At 54.2% G+C, this 15,367-nt stretch carries 17 protein-coding genes; 5 read left to right on the top strand and 12 right to left on the bottom strand.

Going from position 1 to position 15,367, the window contains the following annotated elements; all coding sequences use genetic code 11:
• Window positions 1–48: 48 nt before the first annotated feature.
• From infC to AMM48_RS08970, 3 genes are all read right to left on the bottom strand, one after another.
• Window positions 49–564, bottom strand: a complete 516-nt coding sequence (gene infC, locus AMM48_RS08980) for a translation initiation factor IF-3 (RefSeq protein WP_022732740.1) — start codon at window positions 562–564, stop codon at window positions 49–51.
• 230 nt (window positions 565–794) lie between these two features.
• The gene (locus AMM48_RS08975; protein WP_244271176.1) at window positions 795–1,685 is read right to left on the bottom strand and encodes a glycosyltransferase family 9 protein; all 891 of its coding nucleotides are present in this window, start codon (window positions 1,683–1,685) and stop codon (window positions 795–797) included.
• Between the two features lie 134 nt (window positions 1,686–1,819).
• The gene (locus AMM48_RS08970) at window positions 1,820–3,034 is read right to left on the bottom strand and encodes a glycosyltransferase family 4 protein (protein WP_102783740.1); all 1,215 of its coding nucleotides are present in this window, start codon (window positions 3,032–3,034) and stop codon (window positions 1,820–1,822) included.
• A gap of 68 nt (window positions 3,035–3,102) precedes the next feature.
• Between AMM48_RS08970 and AMM48_RS08965 the strand changes: the two genes are divergently transcribed.
• Window positions 3,103–3,915, top strand: coding sequence for an alpha/beta hydrolase (locus AMM48_RS08965; RefSeq protein WP_244271171.1), 813 nt, complete (start codon window positions 3,103–3,105; stop codon window positions 3,913–3,915).
• Window positions 3,916–3,942: 27 nt separating this feature from the next.
• Here AMM48_RS08965 and AMM48_RS08960 read toward each other — a convergent pair whose 3' ends face one another.
• From AMM48_RS08960 to tsaD, 5 genes are all read right to left on the bottom strand, one after another.
• Complete coding sequence (locus tag AMM48_RS08960; RefSeq protein ID WP_102783738.1) at window positions 3,943–4,278, bottom strand: Rieske (2Fe-2S) protein; 336 nt, start codon at window positions 4,276–4,278, stop codon at window positions 3,943–3,945.
• Window positions 4,275–4,688, bottom strand: a complete 414-nt coding sequence (locus AMM48_RS08955) for an EVE domain-containing protein (RefSeq protein WP_102783737.1) — start codon at window positions 4,686–4,688, stop codon at window positions 4,275–4,277. Before AMM48_RS08955 ends, AMM48_RS08960 begins: the two co-directional genes overlap by 4 nt.
• A gap of 3 nt (window positions 4,689–4,691) precedes the next feature.
• Window positions 4,692–4,970 carry a YciI family protein gene (locus AMM48_RS08950; protein ID WP_022732746.1) on the bottom strand — a complete coding sequence of 93 codons (279 nt, stop codon included), beginning with the start codon at window positions 4,968–4,970 and terminating at the stop codon, window positions 4,692–4,694.
• A 115-nt stretch (window positions 4,971–5,085) separates the two neighbouring features.
• Window positions 5,086–6,090, bottom strand: a complete 1,005-nt coding sequence (locus tag AMM48_RS08945; protein ID WP_102783736.1) for an NAD(P)H-dependent glycerol-3-phosphate dehydrogenase — start codon at window positions 6,088–6,090, stop codon at window positions 5,086–5,088.
• Window positions 6,091–6,136: 46 nt separating this feature from the next.
• Window positions 6,137–7,195: a tRNA (adenosine(37)-N6)-threonylcarbamoyltransferase complex transferase subunit TsaD gene (gene tsaD / locus AMM48_RS08940; RefSeq protein ID WP_102783735.1), complete on the bottom strand. Its 1,059-nt coding sequence runs from the start codon at window positions 7,193–7,195 to the stop codon at window positions 6,137–6,139.
• Between the two features lie 345 nt (window positions 7,196–7,540).
• Between tsaD and hemC the strand changes: the two genes are divergently transcribed.
• The 4 genes from hemC to AMM48_RS08920 are packed head-to-tail and all read left to right on the top strand — an operon-like array spanning window position 7,541 to window position 12,272.
• Window positions 7,541–8,485, top strand: a complete 945-nt coding sequence (hemC, locus tag AMM48_RS08935) for a hydroxymethylbilane synthase (protein ID WP_102783734.1) — start codon at window positions 7,541–7,543, stop codon at window positions 8,483–8,485.
• Between the two features lie 23 nt (window positions 8,486–8,508).
• The gene (locus AMM48_RS08930; protein ID WP_102783733.1) at window positions 8,509–9,237 is read left to right on the top strand and encodes a uroporphyrinogen-III synthase; all 729 of its coding nucleotides are present in this window, start codon (window positions 8,509–8,511) and stop codon (window positions 9,235–9,237) included.
• Between the two features lie 39 nt (window positions 9,238–9,276).
• Window positions 9,277–10,815 (top strand): mitofilin family membrane protein, encoded by a 1,539-nt coding sequence (locus AMM48_RS08925; protein ID WP_102783732.1) that lies wholly within the window; start codon window positions 9,277–9,279, stop codon window positions 10,813–10,815.
• The gene (locus tag AMM48_RS08920) at window positions 10,812–12,272 is read left to right on the top strand and encodes a heme biosynthesis HemY N-terminal domain-containing protein (RefSeq protein WP_102783731.1); all 1,461 of its coding nucleotides are present in this window, start codon (window positions 10,812–10,814) and stop codon (window positions 12,270–12,272) included. The genes AMM48_RS08925 and AMM48_RS08920 overlap by 4 nt, the downstream gene beginning before the upstream one ends.
• Before the next feature lie 97 nt (window positions 12,273–12,369).
• Here the strand turns inward: AMM48_RS08920 and purH are convergent, their stop codons facing one another.
• From purH to AMM48_RS08900, 4 genes are all read right to left on the bottom strand, one after another.
• On the bottom strand, window positions 12,370–13,947 hold the full coding sequence (purH, locus tag AMM48_RS08915; protein ID WP_102783730.1) for a bifunctional phosphoribosylaminoimidazolecarboxamide formyltransferase/IMP cyclohydrolase: 1,578 nt from the start codon (window positions 13,945–13,947) through the stop codon (window positions 12,370–12,372).
• Window positions 13,948–14,221: 274 nt separating this feature from the next.
• Entirely contained in the window at window positions 14,222–14,587 is a 366-nt protein-coding gene (locus AMM48_RS08910; RefSeq protein ID WP_102783729.1) for a DoxX family protein, read from the bottom strand.
• A 28-nt stretch (window positions 14,588–14,615) separates the two neighbouring features.
• Entirely contained in the window at window positions 14,616–15,029 is a 414-nt protein-coding gene (locus AMM48_RS08905; RefSeq protein ID WP_102783728.1) for an SRPBCC domain-containing protein, read from the bottom strand.
• Window positions 15,026–15,349 (bottom strand): metalloregulator ArsR/SmtB family transcription factor, encoded by a 324-nt coding sequence (locus tag AMM48_RS08900; protein ID WP_102783727.1) that lies wholly within the window; start codon window positions 15,347–15,349, stop codon window positions 15,026–15,028. Before AMM48_RS08900 ends, AMM48_RS08905 begins: the two co-directional genes overlap by 4 nt.
• Window positions 15,350–15,367 lie beyond the last annotated feature (18 nt).

Here is a 15,367-nt window from a genome sequence, read left to right as displayed (position 1 = left end):
CCCTCTTTGGCTTGGACCTCTTTGGGCAGAACGGCAAAACGCCGCGTCTTAACGCGGCGCCAGTACCATAATCATAACACGACCTTCCATCTTCGGCATCATTTCCGGCTTGGAAAGATCTTCAAGATCCCCCGAGAAGCGCTGGAGCATGCCAAGACCAAGATCCTGGTGGGCCATTTCACGTCCGCGGAAGCGCAACGTAACTTTCACCTTATCACCACCGCCAAGAAACTTCTGCGCGGCACGCAGTTTGACGTTGTAGTCATGGATATCGATGTTCGGACGGAGTTTGATCTCCTTGACTTCGATAACCTTCTGTTTCTTTTTGGCTTCGTTCTGCTTTTTGCTTTGTTCGTATTTGAACTTGCCGTAGTCGATCAACTTGCACACTGGCGGTTCGGCGTTTGGAGCGACTTCGACAAGGTCGAGTCCAACTTCTGCTGCCTTTTCAACGCCTTCACGCACCGTCATCGGATCCGACATATTGCCTTCAGCGTCGACAACACAGATCAAACGGGCTTTAATATCCTCATTGACGCGCGGACCATCCTTGGTCGGCTGCATCGGTTTGCGTGGTCGTGCTATGGATAATCTCCTATGGTAATCAAACAAATCGGTCAGAAAGAGTAATATGGAAAACCGCGTTTCTATGAAACCGCGTTTTTCACTAGACCTGCACTAGCATATCCCGGTGCGCTCAGAAAGCAATGTTTTTAGGCAAGTCAAAACCTTTCAAAGCGCCAATTTCCGCGCTTTTGAATTAACGGTGTGCTTATTGTGCCATTACCGGTTTTTTATTCGTCCAAATCAAGACGACGGCGCACTTCTTCCATCACACGATTAACGGTTAATTCCCGCAGGTCACTTTCGCGAACGGTGCTAACGGCATTGTCGCTAATTCCGCGCGGTGCACTTAATTTTGGATCCGATTCGCGCGAAAACAGGACAATGGATGGCGCCCCTGCGGCAGCCGCAATATGCATCGGCCCCGTATCATTGCCGATCGCCAAAACCGACCGCGCACCAAGCGATGCTATATCAAGAAATCCGGTCCGCCCCATCAGATTGCGGGCCTTGGGGCACATGGCATCAATCTTGCCCAGGACATCGCTTTCCTTCTCGGTTCCGATCAGAACCGGCGTTAAGCGATAATCAGCAAGTTTCTTGGCCAAAAGCCCAAACCGTTCTGCGGGCCACCGCTTTGCCGGGCGATGCGGTGCGCCGCCCGGACAAATCAGAACGAACGGACTGCGAATGCCAAAACGATCCAGATCAATGTCAGGTCCGGCAAGAACGGGAACAGGAACCTTCGAAATACCTGCATATTCAAGCTGGTCAAAAATTCGATCGAGCGCATGCATGCTATCGCGTTCGGGATTTGCATGCGGGTGTGAACATCCACGTGCGATTCCGGACCACTCGGGCTTTGGGCTTGGCCAGAACAACTTGTAATAGAACCCGGACCGGTCCGAGGTTTGCAAATCATAAACGCGGTCAAAATTACCGTTGCGCAGAAAACGGCGCAGGGCAAAAACTTCGCGCAGATTGGTCAATTTTGGGCGACGGTCGATGGCAATCGCATCAAAAAAACCACTGGCTTTCATCAGATCGACAAACGGCCGTGTGGTCAGAACCGTGATATGCGCATCAGGATGGGCAGCACGGATCGCCGCAAACGGCCCCATTGCCAGAATAACATCGCCCAGTGCAGAAAGCTTGATCACCAGAATACGCTTGCCCGTTGCCGACGCATCCGTCGCCAGTTCTTTACCGGCTGTTGTAACAACCGGATCAACTGGCATACTCATGATATCGTCGTTCATGCTGCATTCCTGTGAACGCGCTTAAGCGCCTTGGCATAAACGCCAAGTGTCTGTTCGGCCATCTGTTCAAGCGAGTAATGATCGATCACATGCTGACGCCCCTTGGCCGCAAGGGTCGCGCGTTTTTCCGGCGTCATACTCAGAACCTGAACAAGTGCGCGTGAAAGCTGTTCGACTTCATTGGGTGTGACAAGCCACCCGGTTTCGCCCGGAAGAACCGTTTCCATCGCCCCACCGTGCGCAGTTGAAACAACCGGACGTCCCATTGCCTGTGCCTCGGACGGAATACGACCAAAGGCTTCGGGTTCAATCGACGGACAGGCAACGACATCGGCCAGCATATAGGCCGCAGGCATATCGGCACAATGGTCGACAATATGCACGACATCTTCAAGCCCAAGCTTACTGGTCATTTGCAGTACTTCATCCCGGTAACCGGTCCGGCCCTGATCTGATCCAACAATCAGACACCGCACACGACGATGCCCAAGGGATTCAAGAACAGCCGGCAAGGCACGAATGAGGAAACCATGCCCCTTCCAGCGCGTGATACGGCCCGGCAGCATAATCACATATTCTTCACCGTTCAGACGCCACAGGTTCGACAGCGCGATAAGCCGTTCCTGACTGACATTTTCAGGATTGAAAAGATCAACATTCGTTCCGCGTGGCACAATGTTCAAGCGATCTGGTTCAACCTTGTAATACTTGTTGATGTGGTTGGCGATGTGCTGGGAAATCGCAATAACCTGATCCCCCATCGTCATGATCGCGTTATAGCGGCGCTTGAACGGATTTTTATACCCGGAATACGTCCCGTGGAACGTCGTCACAAACGGAATTCCGGCCTTGCGCGCCGCAAAATAGGCACTCCAGGCCGGTGCGCGCGACCGGGCATGGATGATATCCACACCTTCGTCCGAAATAAGCTTCACCAGTGCGTCGATATTCTTGCGCATGGTCAGGATGTTTTTTGACTTCAGCGGCAAATTGATATGCTTGGCCCCAAAGCGGTCCAGTTCACGCTCAAGCCGTCCCCCCTGGGATGCGACAAGCGCCTTGCCGCCACCGTCAACGATGGCACGGGCAATATCAACCGTTCCGCGCTCGACCCCACCGGCGTCAAGTTCTGGCAAAACCTGTAAAATTACGGCAGGACGATAGTCCCCGCCTTGCGCTCGGGGCTCTGATCGATAGACTGCTTCAGTCATTACTTCTGACGCGCTCATGCAACTCCAACCACCAACATCCAAGGACTCCGCCCCGGATGACACATGACATGCCCACACCGCAGCTTGAAAAACCCCAATATCTCAACCGGCCCGATGGATTAAAAATCGCATACCATCACACGCCCGGCAAGCAATCTGACACTCAAGCCACCAATACCCGGACTTTAAAGATGCCGGGCGTTATGTTCCTTGGCGGTTTCATGTCAGACATGACCGGAACAAAAGCAACGCACCTTGAGGAGCATTGCATCCGGCAGGGGCTGGGTTATACCCGCTTTGACTATGGTGGTCACGGACAATCGTCAGGCAAATTTGCCGATGGCACAATCGGCCAATGGGCGGCGGATGCCATTGCCGTTCTTGATGAAATTACCACCGGACCACAAATTCTTGTCGGGTCATCGATGGGCGGCTGGATCATGTTGCTGGTCGCCCTTGCCCGGCCAGAACGGGTTGCCGGACTTGTTGGCATTGCCGCCGCACCTGACTTTACCGAAGACCTGATGTGGGCACAGTTTAGCGACGATCAGAAAAAATCGATTATGGAAGACGGCGCCTTGATCGAACCCACCGACTATGGCGACGATCCCTATACCATCACACGCAATCTGATAGAGGATGGCCGCGACCAGCTCGTTTTGCGCAAACCACTAGACGTAAAATGCCCGGTGCGTCTGGTTCAAGGCATGAAAGACCCCGATGTACCGTGGCAAACCGCCCTTCGCCTGACCGACGCACTGGTAACCGACGATGTTCGCATTGATTTGATCAAGACCGGCGATCATCGATTGTCCGAACCTGATCAGCTCGACGTCATTACCAAACATCTCGATGAAATTTTGGCAAAGGCGACAGGGTAATCCAACCGCCTTTGCCATCGCCAAGTGTCAGGCGAGGACAATCTGGTTGTCCTCGACCTTAACCGCAACCGGTTCAAGCACATCGCCTGTACAGGGACCAGAAACACATTCACCGTCTTGGATGCGAAACCGTGCCCCATGGGTCGAACAGATGATTTCATCACCAAAATCGCTGATGAATTCATCTGGTTCCATATCAAGCGGCACACCAATATGCGGACAGCTATTTACATAGCCAAAAACACCTTCATCGCTGCGCACGACAAAAATGCCCGTGCCGCCAAGATTAACACCCTTGGCACCTGTCGCATCAAGATCGGTTAGTGCGCACAAAACTGTGCCTGCTTCGGGCAAGTCGCTCATGGCGCGACACCACCCATTTCACAAATCGCCGCCCAGGACGCATCATCAATCGGCATGACCGATAAGCGCGATTGTTTGAGTAACGGCAACTCGGCAAAACGTGGATCGGCCTTGATGTCGGCAAGGGTCACCGGCGATTTCAACGGCTTGACCGTTTTGAAATCAACCTGAACAAATTTGCCCTTCGCATCCGTCGGATCAGGGTAAAATTCCCGCACCACTTCAACGATGCCAACAATGCGTTTCTCATTTACCGAGTGATAGAAAAACGCCTTGTCGCCGATTTTCATGGTGCGGAGATTCTTGGCAGCCTGATGGTTGCGCACACCATCCCACCCCTCAACATCCTTCTTGACCTGATCGTCCCACGACCAGCTTCCCGGTTCGGTTTTGATCAGCCAATACGCCATGGATCAGAAGACCTTTTTAAACGGACGGATCACAACAGATTCAAAAAGACCGGCCTTGGCATATGGATCATTGGCAGCAAATTCGCGCGCATCTTCGATTGCATCAAACTCGATGATAAAGACCGAACCATTCATGCCTTCCATATCAGGATCAAGGGTCGGGCCCGCCGCAACGATACGCTCGGCAAAACCGCCTTTGATATAGGCCAGATGGTCATCACGGTTGGCTTTACGCACGTGAAGGTGACCGGGTTTATCAACACAACGGATATAGAAATGCATGGACTGTTTCCTGCTTCTTTATGGGTTCAATACCCGTAAAGTGACAGAAGGTTGCCCCATTCTCAAGCTGAACCAATCGCCAATGACCTGCTTGTGGTCAGTATGTGCGAAAAGTCTACCGCGCTGTCTCAAGCTCATCACGGAAAGGACGCTGCAAAAGCCCATTGATCGTGCTGCGCAGATCGCTGCCATGGTTGGCAACCTGATCAACTGCCGTGCAAATCGGCATTTCAACCTGGTATTTCACCGCAACTGCGGTAATTGAGGCCGCCGTATAAACGCCTTCGGTCACCGAACGGCGTTCACCCAGAATATCAGCAGACTTTCGACCCTGTCCAAGGGCAACACCAAACGTGTAATTGCGCGATAATGTCCCCGTACAGGTCAGGGTCAAATCCCCAAGCCCGGCAAGCCCCAGCATGGTTTCAACCCGCCCGCCCATGGCAACCGCAAGCCGTGACATTTCAGCAATGCCACGCGTAATCAAGGCCGCGCGCGCATTATCGCCAAGCTCAAGCCCGGCAACCACGCCACTGGCAATCGCCAGCACGTTTTTGATCGCACCCGCCACTTCAACCCCGGCAACGTCCGTGCTGAAATAGGGGCGAAATTCCGGTGTGCCAATCAGTTCGACAAGGCGCTTGCCCAAACCGCGATCTTCACAGGCAAGAGTAATGGCCGCAGGCAACCCGGTGGCAACTTCCTTGGCAAAGGTTGGGCCGGAAAGAACCGCAACCGGCACATTGCCCAGCGTTTCAGTCACAACCTGCGCCATCAATGCCCCGGTTTCCTTTTCGATCCCCTTGCAGCAAATCACAGCCGGAAGATCGTCGGTCCAGTGGGCCGCAAGCTTGGTCAGGGTTTCACGCAAATGCTGGGCCGGTGTCACCAATAAAACCGCATCCGCATCGCGCAACCCGTCATAGGCCGTGGTTGCCCGCAATGCCCCGGGCAACGACACACCGGGCAGATAAAGATCATTTTCGCCATTGGCGTTGATCTGCTCTGCCAAATCAGGATTACGCAAAATCAGTTCAACATCTGCACCCGCACGGACGGCCTGTATGGCCAGTGCCGTTCCCCAGGCGCCGCCACCGATAACTGTAATGCGCTTTTTCATGATCTGTTTTCCGGACAAAATGTAAGGTGGTTTTTATCGGATTGATTTATGCCTTAACCCCGGCACCGGGGCGCTTGGGCGCTTCCGGGTCCAGCGGCCAGCGCGGACGTGGCTTGAAATCAAGATCATCACGTTCGCCCAGACGGAACCGTTCCAGCCCGGCCCATGCAATCATGGCGGCATTATCGGTACAAAGATCAAGGGGTGGCGCAACCAGCTTCATGCCGGCCTGATCGGTAAGCTCGACCAACCGCCCACGTAGATATTTATTGGCCGCAACCCCGCCGGCCAGAACAAGCGTGTTACCCGCCGGATAATCTTGCATGAATTGAAACACAGCGTTGCGCGCCCGATCAATCAGGGTATCGCCCACCGCACGTTGAAAGGATGCCGCAAGGTCGGCTTTGACGTCCTCGGTTTGCTGTTCAACCGGGAAACCGTCCATGTAATTGCGAACCGCCGTCTTAAGCCCGGAGAATGAAAAATCACAGCCCGGACGACCGCGCAACGGACGCGGCAGGCCAAACCGGTTCGGGTTGCCCTTCTCCGCAATTTTTTCAAGCGCCGGACCACCGGGATAGCCAAGCCCCATCATCTTGGCGGTCTTATCAAAGGCTTCGCCGACCGCATCGTCAATCGTCGTGCCAATCCGTTTATAGCGCCCGACACCTTCGACAATCAGCACCTGACAATGGCCACCTGATACCAGCAGCAATAAGTAGGGAAAGGCAACATCGTCGGTCAACCGCACGGTCAGCGCATGACCTTCAAGATGATTAACCGCCATGAACGGCTTTTGCGCGGCAAAGGCGATGGCCTTGGCGGTCATGGTCCCGACCATCACCCCGCCAATCAGGCCCGGTCCGCCGGTACAGGCAACCGCATCAAGATCATCAAAATCAACCCCGGCATCATCCATCGCCTCGGCGACAAGCCGATCAAGATGCTCAAGATGTGCGCGCGCTGCAATTTCGGGCACCACGCCGCCATAGGGGCGATGATCATCAAGCTGGGATAAAACGCGGTTGGACAAAATTTCGCGCTTGTCGTTTACAACAGCAGCGGCCGTTTCATCACAGCTTGTTTCGATACCAAGTACGATCATGCTTTTGATCCGGTCAGGGGTGCGCCGAAACCCTCGGCTTTGGGATGACAATACTACGCTTGGAGATGATGTAGCGGAAACTTTACCTGCTTTCCACCCCCGACGGGCGCATTTGCCATATGCAGTTATCGCGTTTCAGGCCTATTTTGACAGTCTAAAGGGTTTGTTTCGCCGCCCTTTTACCCACGCCTCGCAAAACTATCGAAACTCTCTCTAGACCGACATACGTCAATGAAATCGCATTTTCTAACACTATAATAGCAACGTCATACCAATCGATTTTTACCAAGACGCAGACCGCCGCACCCCTTGTTTTCAAACAACTTTAAGACTAAAACTCCTGTCATGACAGATACAGCAAAACTTCGCATTGGCACCCGTGGTTCACCCTTGGCATTGGCACAGGCGCACGAGGTCCGTGATAAACTGGCCGCGGCCCATCCCGAACTTGCCAGTGAGGGTGCGATCGCCATTACGGTCATTACAACGACCGGCGACAAGATCCTTGATCGCGCATTGTCGGAAATCGGCGGCAAGGGACTGTTTACCAAGGAAATCGATGATGCCCTGATGGGGGGCGACATTGACCTTGCTGTTCACAGCATGAAGGATGTGCCGACAGTCCTGCCTGATGGCATGATCCTGCCGACGATTTTACCGCGTGAAGATGTCCGTGATGCGTTTATTTCGCTGAAATATAAAAGCTTTGCCGAAATGCCTGCCGGATCCGTGATCGGATCGGCGTCGCTGCGGCGTCAGGCCATGATCCTGAACAAATATCCCGATCTCAAGGTCATCACATTCCGCGGCAATGTGCAGACCCGGCTTCGCAAACTTGGCGAAGAACAGGTCGATGCGACCTTACTGGCGATGGCTGGTTTGAACCGTCTGGGCCAACCCGAAATTGCCACCGCCCCGATTGCCGAAGACGACATGCTGCCCGCAGTGGCCCAAGGGGCGATTGGCATCACCATCCGTGAGGATGACACACAGGCCAAAGACTGGATATCCGCCCTTCATTGCGAAAAGTCGGCAATCCGTGTCGCGGGTGAACGCGCAGCCCTCTTCGCGCTTGATGGCTCCTGCCGCACCCCGATTGCCGCCCTTGCCGAGTATCATGAGGATGGCAGCATGCGGTTGCGGGTTTCAATCGTGCGCCCGGATGGCAGCGAACGGCTTGATACCGAACGCCATATTGCACGGCCAGACATGGCAACCGCATCTGCCGCAGGAAAAGATGCCGGGGAAGAGCTTAAACAACGCGGTGGTCCGGACTTTATTTCGGCCTGACTCACAACATAACGGGACAGAAAATGGGACCACTGGTTTTAAACACCCGGCCCAAAACCGATTCCGCCGATCTTGAAGCATCCCTTCAAACGCGCGGCTATCGGGTTCTGTCTGCACCGATGTTGGAAATTGAGTTTCCAGCACAAACCAGGCCTTTTGACCCGACCCCGTATCAGGCCCTTATTTTTACATCCGCCAACGGGCTGCGGGCCTTTGCCCGTCTGTCACAGGATCGCTACCAAACGGCTTTATGTGTTGGCGATGCCACAGCCCGTCTGGCCGCTGATATGGGTTTTAACCGGATCGAAAGCGCCAATGGCGATATCCACGATCTCGCCGCGTTGATCCGGGAACGAATTAGTCCCGCAATGGGCCCGCTTTTCCATCCCGCAGCGCGCAAGACGGCAGGCGATCTGGGCGAAATCCTGCGTGACGGCGGGTATCAGATTGACCGCCAAACCGTCTATACCGCCCACGCCAGCGAGACCCTGCCACAACAGATTTTAGATGCCATCACTGCGCATCATATTGATGCAGTTTTATTTTTCTCTCCCCGCACAGCCGAAACCTTTGTTAAGCTGGTCAAAAGCTACAAGCTGGAAGGGGAACTGACAGATACCTGTGCAATTTGTCTCAGTCCGGCAGTGCAATTGCGAACTGCCGACCTTACATGGCAAAGAACGCACGTTGCATCAAAGCCGACACAGGAATACCTTCTTTCTATACTAGATCAGTCATTTTCCAGCGTGTAACCACGTTATGGAACAACCGCAAACTGCAATGGTCCGATCGTGAAAAAACCAGAAACGCCAAAATCAGACGCTTCCGCAAAACCGGTCGACACCCAGAAATCGACCGAGACCATATCTGTCGATAGCAGCGGCAATGCCAGTTCGGATGCGAAACCCGCATCAAAGCCAACGGCGGCCCAGACAGACACCCAGACAGGCACAAAGTCCGACACACAATCTGGTGCAAAACCCGATACGGCAAAATCGCCCTCCCAGTCGGGATCAAAGCCGACAGAGAAACCTGGCGCAACAGCATCGACAACGGCCAAACCGGAAATAAAACCGGCATCGGCCCATCGCAACAATCAGTCCAATGACAAAAGCAGCAAAACCGACGGTTCTGCTGCCTCGCGCAAGGGTGTGGGCGGCAAGGCGCTTTTGCTGTTTGTGATCATCATTGTCGGTGCCATTGCCGCTGGCTGGTTGACCCGTGCGATCTGGTGGCGTGATGCAGAGCCGGTTTTGAGCCAATATGTCCCGACGGTTATTCTTGATGAAATAACCCCCGAAGAGTTCAAGGATGACGGTGCAATCACAGCAACCAATGCACCAAGTCAGCCGGAAATGACTGATCAGAACGATCAGAACAATACCATCCCGGCCCCGGATGAAGACGCAACCATGGCCGAAAAAGACGATGGCATGGTCAGTGAAGAAGACAGTCTTCCCCCGGTTGACGGTGATACAAATAGCGTTTCAAGCGCATCACCCCTGCCGGATGGATCGGTTGTTGTTGATCCGGAACTGACCGAACGCCTTTCGCGGCTTGAAGGCACAATTGATGCCTTGCGCGAACGCCTTAACAGCGAACGCGGCGGCACATTGAACAACACAGTTGCCCGCCGTATGGCGGAAATTGAAACCCGTACTGCCCCCATCGAAGAACTTGCACGCGTCGAAAGCGAACTTGCCGGTGTCGCCAACGAAATGCGTGAAATGTCGGCACGCCTGTCAACGATGGAAGAAGAAGTCCGGGCAACGGCTGGCCTTCGGGTTGAAAGCCGCGGACAGGCGATTGCCATGGCCGTCACCATCCTGCGCGATGCTTTGCAGCGCGGTGGGCCATTTATCATCGCCCTAAATCAGCTTGAACGCAGCAGCGGCGATGACCCCCTTATTGCTGAACAGATTACCACCCTTAAACCGCTTGCCGATCAGGGGGCCCCGACCATCGAAAAACTGCGTCAGTCCTTCCCGGTCATGGCACAGGAAGCCGTTCAGGCCGCCACCGATGATCATTCGGGCAGTGTGCTTGATGCGACGTGGGCCAACATCAAAAAACTGATCCCGATCCGCCGTGTCGATGCGGCAGGCGAGGAATCACTTGAAGGACGTCTGGTAACGGCTGAAAACGCGCTTGAGCACGACGACCTTGATGCTGCCATTACCGCCCTTCAGGGTGTTGAAGGTGACCATGCATCGGTCGCGGTTGCCGACTGGTTGGCGGCTGCGGAAAACCGTCAAATTCTCAACAGCGCCATCGCCTCGCTGAGTGCGCATGCGATTGATCTTCTGACCGGGTCGGAGGATAGCCAATGATCCGCCTGCTGACCTTTATCCTGATTACGGCCATCTTGGTGGGCTGCACTGTCTGGTTTGCCGATAATCCCGGCAGAATGACGGTGGTCTGGCTTGGCTATCGCTTTGACGGATCGATTGGCATGGTTGCCTTGGCCCTTTTGGCCCTGACCGCCATATGTGTTCTGATCTGGCGTGGCTGGACCATCATTGCCAATTCACCGGGCTGGGTCGGTCGTCTGCTCGGCAGTCGTCGGCGTAAAAAAGGCCAGCAGGCCCTGACCATGGGGTTGCTGGAACTGGCATCGGGCGATGTGCGTCAGGCGCTTAAACATACCCGTGCGGTCGATCGTTATCTTGAAGACGATACACTGACACGGCTTTTAACCGCACAGGCAGCAGAACTTGACGGCAACAACGATGCGGCCAAGCGCCAGTTTGAAGCCATGTTGGAAAAACCAGACTCGGCGTTCTTTGGCCTGCGCGGGTTGCTGCAATTATCACTTAAGACCAATGACCGCGAAGACGCGCTTGATTACGCCGAACGCGCACACCGTCTGCGCCCGCGCAATCCGGCTGTGATCGTGACCCTGTTTGACTTGCTGCTGACGTCCAAACGGTGGGACCGCGCACTTAGCCTTTTGGTTGATGCGCAAAAGGCCGAGGTTTTTGGCGAACAGGAATTGACCCGTCGGCGTGCTTTGCTAATTACCGCCAAGGCCGAGGACGCCATCGCGTCTGGTGAAAATGCCGAAGCCATCAAACTTTTACGCAAGGCATTGAACGCGGCCGGCGACTTTACCGGTGCGGCTGTTTTGCTGGCCGGGCTTTATCGCGACCTGAAACAGGAAACCAAAGCCCGCGACGTTATCCTACAAAGCTGGCGCACAACACCGTCTGCCGCCCTTGGCGCGATCTATCTTGAAACGCTGACCGGCGATCCGCTGGCACAGGTCAAATCAGTTGAAAAACTGGCTGCCACCAACCCAGACCATGTCGAAAGCCAGATTATTCTGGCCGAGGCTGCCCTTCTGGCCGATCTGTGGGGCATGGCGCGCAGCAACCTTGAAAAGGCCATGACCCGCAAGACCGAAGCTCGCCATTATCGTTTGCTGGCCGATCTGGAATTGCGTGAAAAGCAAGATGGTGCGAAGGCTCGTGACCTTCTGGTCAAGGCCAGCCACGCCAACCCGGATCCCGATTGGCGCTGTGGGGCCTGTGGGGCAGAAACGGATCGCTGGGTCGTATCCTGCCCGTCCTGTCATTCGTTTGGCAGTGTTGAATGGCGAAGCCCCCTTCGCGTGCATCAGGCACCAAAAACAACCACCTCTGATACGGAAATGACACCGTCAAAGGACGCAGCCCAAAAACCTGCAGCCATTGAACATAATGGCACCATCATTGATCACAGCAACGATGATGACGGTGACAGTGACAGTGCAAACACCCCGCAAAAAGGCACCCAACCCGCCGTTTAAGTCCGTCAGGTTGGGTCACTTTGGCCGGAACAACTCCACCAAAACAAAACCCCGGGGACAGACCCCGGGGTTTTCATTTTCTGGATCATTTACGCACTTAGTGACGGAAATGACGCATGCCGGTAAACACCATGGCAATACCGTGCTCGTCGGCTGCTGCAATGACTTCTTCGTCACGCATCGAACCACCCGGCTGGATCACCGCCGTGGCACCGGCTTTGACCGCTGCCAGAAGACCATCGGCAAACGGGAAGAATGCATCAGATGACACAACCGACCCTTTGGTCCGCACGACATCTTCGCCTGCATTTTTGCTGGCTTCTTCGGCTTTCCATGCGGCAATACGTGAACTGTCAACACGGCTCATCTGACCGGCACCAACACCAACAGTCTTGCCGTCTTTAACATACACAATCGCATTTGATTTGACGTGCTTGCCAACGCGGAAGGCAAACAGAAGGTCATTAAGCTCGGCCTCGGACGGCGTGCGCTTGGTAACGACTTTAAGCTCTTCACGTTTGACCCGACCCGCATCACGGTTCTGAAGCAGATATCCCCCCGCCAGCGAACGCAGCGTCATGTCTTCGCCTTCCGGATCGGCCATGCCACCGGTAATAAGAACACGCAGGTTCTTCTTGGACGACAGAACTTCACGGGCCGCTTCATCCGCATCCGGGCAAATCACCACTTCGGCAAACAGTTTGGCGATTTCTTCAGCCGTGGCTTTATCAAGGGTCCGGTTGACCGCAATGATACCACCAAATGCCGACACCGGATCACATGACAGTGCCTTGTGATAGGCATCAATCAGGCTTTCGCCCTCTGCCACACCGCACGGGTTGGCGTGCTTGATGATGGCAACAGCCGGTTTTTCATCAAATTCGGACACCAGCTCAAACGCGGCATCGGTGTCGTTCAGGTTGTTAAACGACAGTTCCTTGCCCTGAAGCTGGGTCGCGGTCGAAACACCCGGACGGTTTTTACCGTTGGTGTAAAATGCGGCCTGCTGATGCGGGTTTTCGCCATAACGAAGGGTTTGCTTCAGTTCGGCCGAAACATTCAAACGCTGCGGGAAGGTTTCACCCAGTTCACCAGCAAACCAGCTTGAAATCGCCGAGTCATAGGCACCCGTGCGGGCAAATGCCTTGGCGGCCAGAACGCGGCGGGTTTCGGCGGTGGTCGCCCCTTCGTTGCCCTTCATTTCGGCAACAACCCGGTCATAATCGCCTGGGTCGACAACAACCGTGACCGATTCATGGTTCTTGGCGGCAGAACGGATCATGCTTGGCCCGCCAATGTCGATGTTTTCGATGCAGGTATCGAAATCGGCACCCTTGGCGACGGTCTCTTCGAACGGATAAAGGTTCACACACACCAGATCAATCGGCGCAATGTCGTTGTCTTTCATCGCCTGCATATGGCTGGAAAGCGGACGACGGCCCAGAAGGCCGCCATGAATTTTCGGATGAAGCGTTTTAACACGACCATCCATGATTTCAGGAAAACCGGTGTGATCGGCAACTTCCTTAACCGGGATGCCGGCCGCTTCAATCGCCTTGGCAGAACCACCGGTCGACAGGATTTCAACACCCTGTTCATGAAGGGATTTGGCAAATTCGACCAGACCGGTCTTGTCGGAAACGGAAATAAGCGCGCGCGCAATACGAGCAGTCATTGGGTTCGCTTTCATGCATCAATATGTGATGAAGGTCGCGGACCCATTGATGATATATCGGCCCAACGCGATACCGTGCTGTATGGCTGCTCGTGCATACGGGATGGTATCAATTGCGGGCGAACCGGCCTTTTGGCAGAAACCCGGGCCGACACATGATCAATGAGTCCGAACCATGTTTCGCGCGGACCTTTAGCATGTGCAGCGCAAAAAGTGGACCCCGAATTCTTGCATGGCGGCTTTCAGCAAAATAGCTCTATTTCATACCGCCGCTCTAAAGCGGTGAGAGTGACGTTCTGGCATAGGCAAGAAATCCACATATGACCGCCACGACCAGCCAATAAAACATCGGCCCATTCTGCTCTACACCTGATCGCAAATGCATCCCGGAAAAGAGGAGCATCTCTGCTGCAATACCCAAGGCCGCGATAGGTACGAGAATGGCAAATTGCTTATTGATTGCAGGCAGGATCAACCCAACCGCACAAAGCAGTTCAACGCCAATCAGCCCCATCCATACCGCATGAGGAATAGCGCTCAGAGATGGAATGTTTTGTTCGGAATTTGAAAACTTCCAAACTGCGCCGATACCTGTATGCACGGCGAGTAATGCCTGCAAAATCCACAAAAAAATATTCATCCTAGATCCCTCAAATTTGGAGACAAATTCAGTCCACTTGGGATAGTAATTGTTCTAACTGATCAAAGAACCGGGGCCATCCGCTTCTCGCCCCGAAATATGCGAGCTTTTGTTTCTCTGGATTGAAACCTGTTTGCTCCATACGCAGAAGCGTTCCACTGGCAGAAGGCGACAGTGTCCATTTAACGACACTTTCCAAACCATCTGCCTGCCATGTGTATGTGAGTGTTTTCTCGGGCTCGATCGTCAGAACCTGACAGTCAATTTCACCCCAACTGGCGCTGAGATTGAATTTGTGATTCAAAACTGGCGTGAAGTCATTTTGCAGTAACCATTCTGCGATGAGATGCGGCTGCGTAAGAGCACGCCATATTTTCTCAGGCGGATAGGCGAGTTCCCGTTCAACAACGACAGAGCGGGTTTCGGGTGTGGTATTTTTCATTGATCAATCCGTTTGAGCAAGTTTTCAAGCGCATCGAAACGGCCCTCCCAAAACTCAGCCATTTGCGCGGTCCAGTCCCTGAGGGGGGATAACGCATCAGGCTGTGCGCTGTAATGAGTCTGGCGGCCTTGATGTAAGCCGCTAACCAAACCTGCCTGCTTTAAAATACGCAGGTGTTTTGAGACAACCGGTTGCGAGACACCCGCCTGCTCTGTCAGTGCCCCAACAGTTTTGTCCCCTTCTCGGCATAAACGCTCAAAAATTGCCCGCCGCGTTGGGTCGGAAAGCGTTTTGAAAAGGATCGTGTGTGCGTCTGACATTAACCCATACCCCGATGA

The sequence above is a fragment of the Thalassospira sp. GB04J01 genome, from assembly GCF_000751115.1.
Taxonomy (GTDB): Bacteria; Pseudomonadota; Alphaproteobacteria; order Rhodospirillales; family Thalassospiraceae; genus Thalassospira; species Thalassospira lucentensis.
This window is presented reverse-complemented; position numbering and strand designations above follow the sequence as displayed.

Bases quoted from the DNA above. Each gene is read 5' to 3' on its own strand.
- AMM48_RS08975 (WP_244271176.1), bottom strand. From the start codon at position 1,685: ATGGGGCCGTTTGCGGCGATCCGTGCTGCCCATCCTGATGCGCATATC.
- AMM48_RS08920 (WP_102783731.1), top strand. From the start codon at position 10,812: ATGATCCGCCTGCTGACCTTTATCCTGATTACGGCCATCTTGGTGGGC.
- AMM48_RS08945 (WP_102783736.1), bottom strand. From the start codon at position 6,090: ATGAAAAAGCGCATTACAGTTATCGGTGGCGGCGCCTGGGGAACGGCA.
- AMM48_RS08905 (WP_102783728.1), bottom strand. From the start codon at position 15,029: ATGAAAAATACCACACCCGAAACCCGCTCTGTCGTTGTTGAACGGGAA.
- infC (WP_022732740.1), bottom strand. From the start codon at position 564: ATGCAGCCGACCAAGGATGGTCCGCGCGTCAATGAGGATATTAAAGCC.
- AMM48_RS08950 (WP_022732746.1), bottom strand. From the start codon at position 4,970: ATGCATTTCTATATCCGTTGTGTTGATAAACCCGGTCACCTTCACGTG.
- AMM48_RS08900 (WP_102783727.1), bottom strand. From the start codon at position 15,349: ATGTCAGACGCACACACGATCCTTTTCAAAACGCTTTCCGACCCAACG.
- AMM48_RS08965 (WP_244271171.1), top strand. From the start codon at position 3,103: ATGCCCACACCGCAGCTTGAAAAACCCCAATATCTCAACCGGCCCGAT.
- AMM48_RS08960 (WP_102783738.1), bottom strand. From the start codon at position 4,278: ATGAGCGACTTGCCCGAAGCAGGCACAGTTTTGTGCGCACTAACCGAT.
- purH (WP_102783730.1), bottom strand. From the start codon at position 13,947: ATGACTGCTCGTATTGCGCGCGCGCTTATTTCCGTTTCCGACAAGACC.
- tsaD (WP_102783735.1), bottom strand. From the start codon at position 7,195: ATGATCGTACTTGGTATCGAAACAAGCTGTGATGAAACGGCCGCTGCT.
- hemC (WP_102783734.1), top strand. From the start codon at position 7,541: ATGACAGATACAGCAAAACTTCGCATTGGCACCCGTGGTTCACCCTTG.
- AMM48_RS08930 (WP_102783733.1), top strand. From the start codon at position 8,509: ATGGGACCACTGGTTTTAAACACCCGGCCCAAAACCGATTCCGCCGAT.
- AMM48_RS08910 (WP_102783729.1), bottom strand. From the start codon at position 14,587: ATGAATATTTTTTTGTGGATTTTGCAGGCATTACTCGCCGTGCATACA.
- AMM48_RS08970 (WP_102783740.1), bottom strand. From the start codon at position 3,034: ATGACTGAAGCAGTCTATCGATCAGAGCCCCGAGCGCAAGGCGGGGAC.
- AMM48_RS08955 (WP_102783737.1), bottom strand. From the start codon at position 4,688: ATGGCGTATTGGCTGATCAAAACCGAACCGGGAAGCTGGTCGTGGGAC.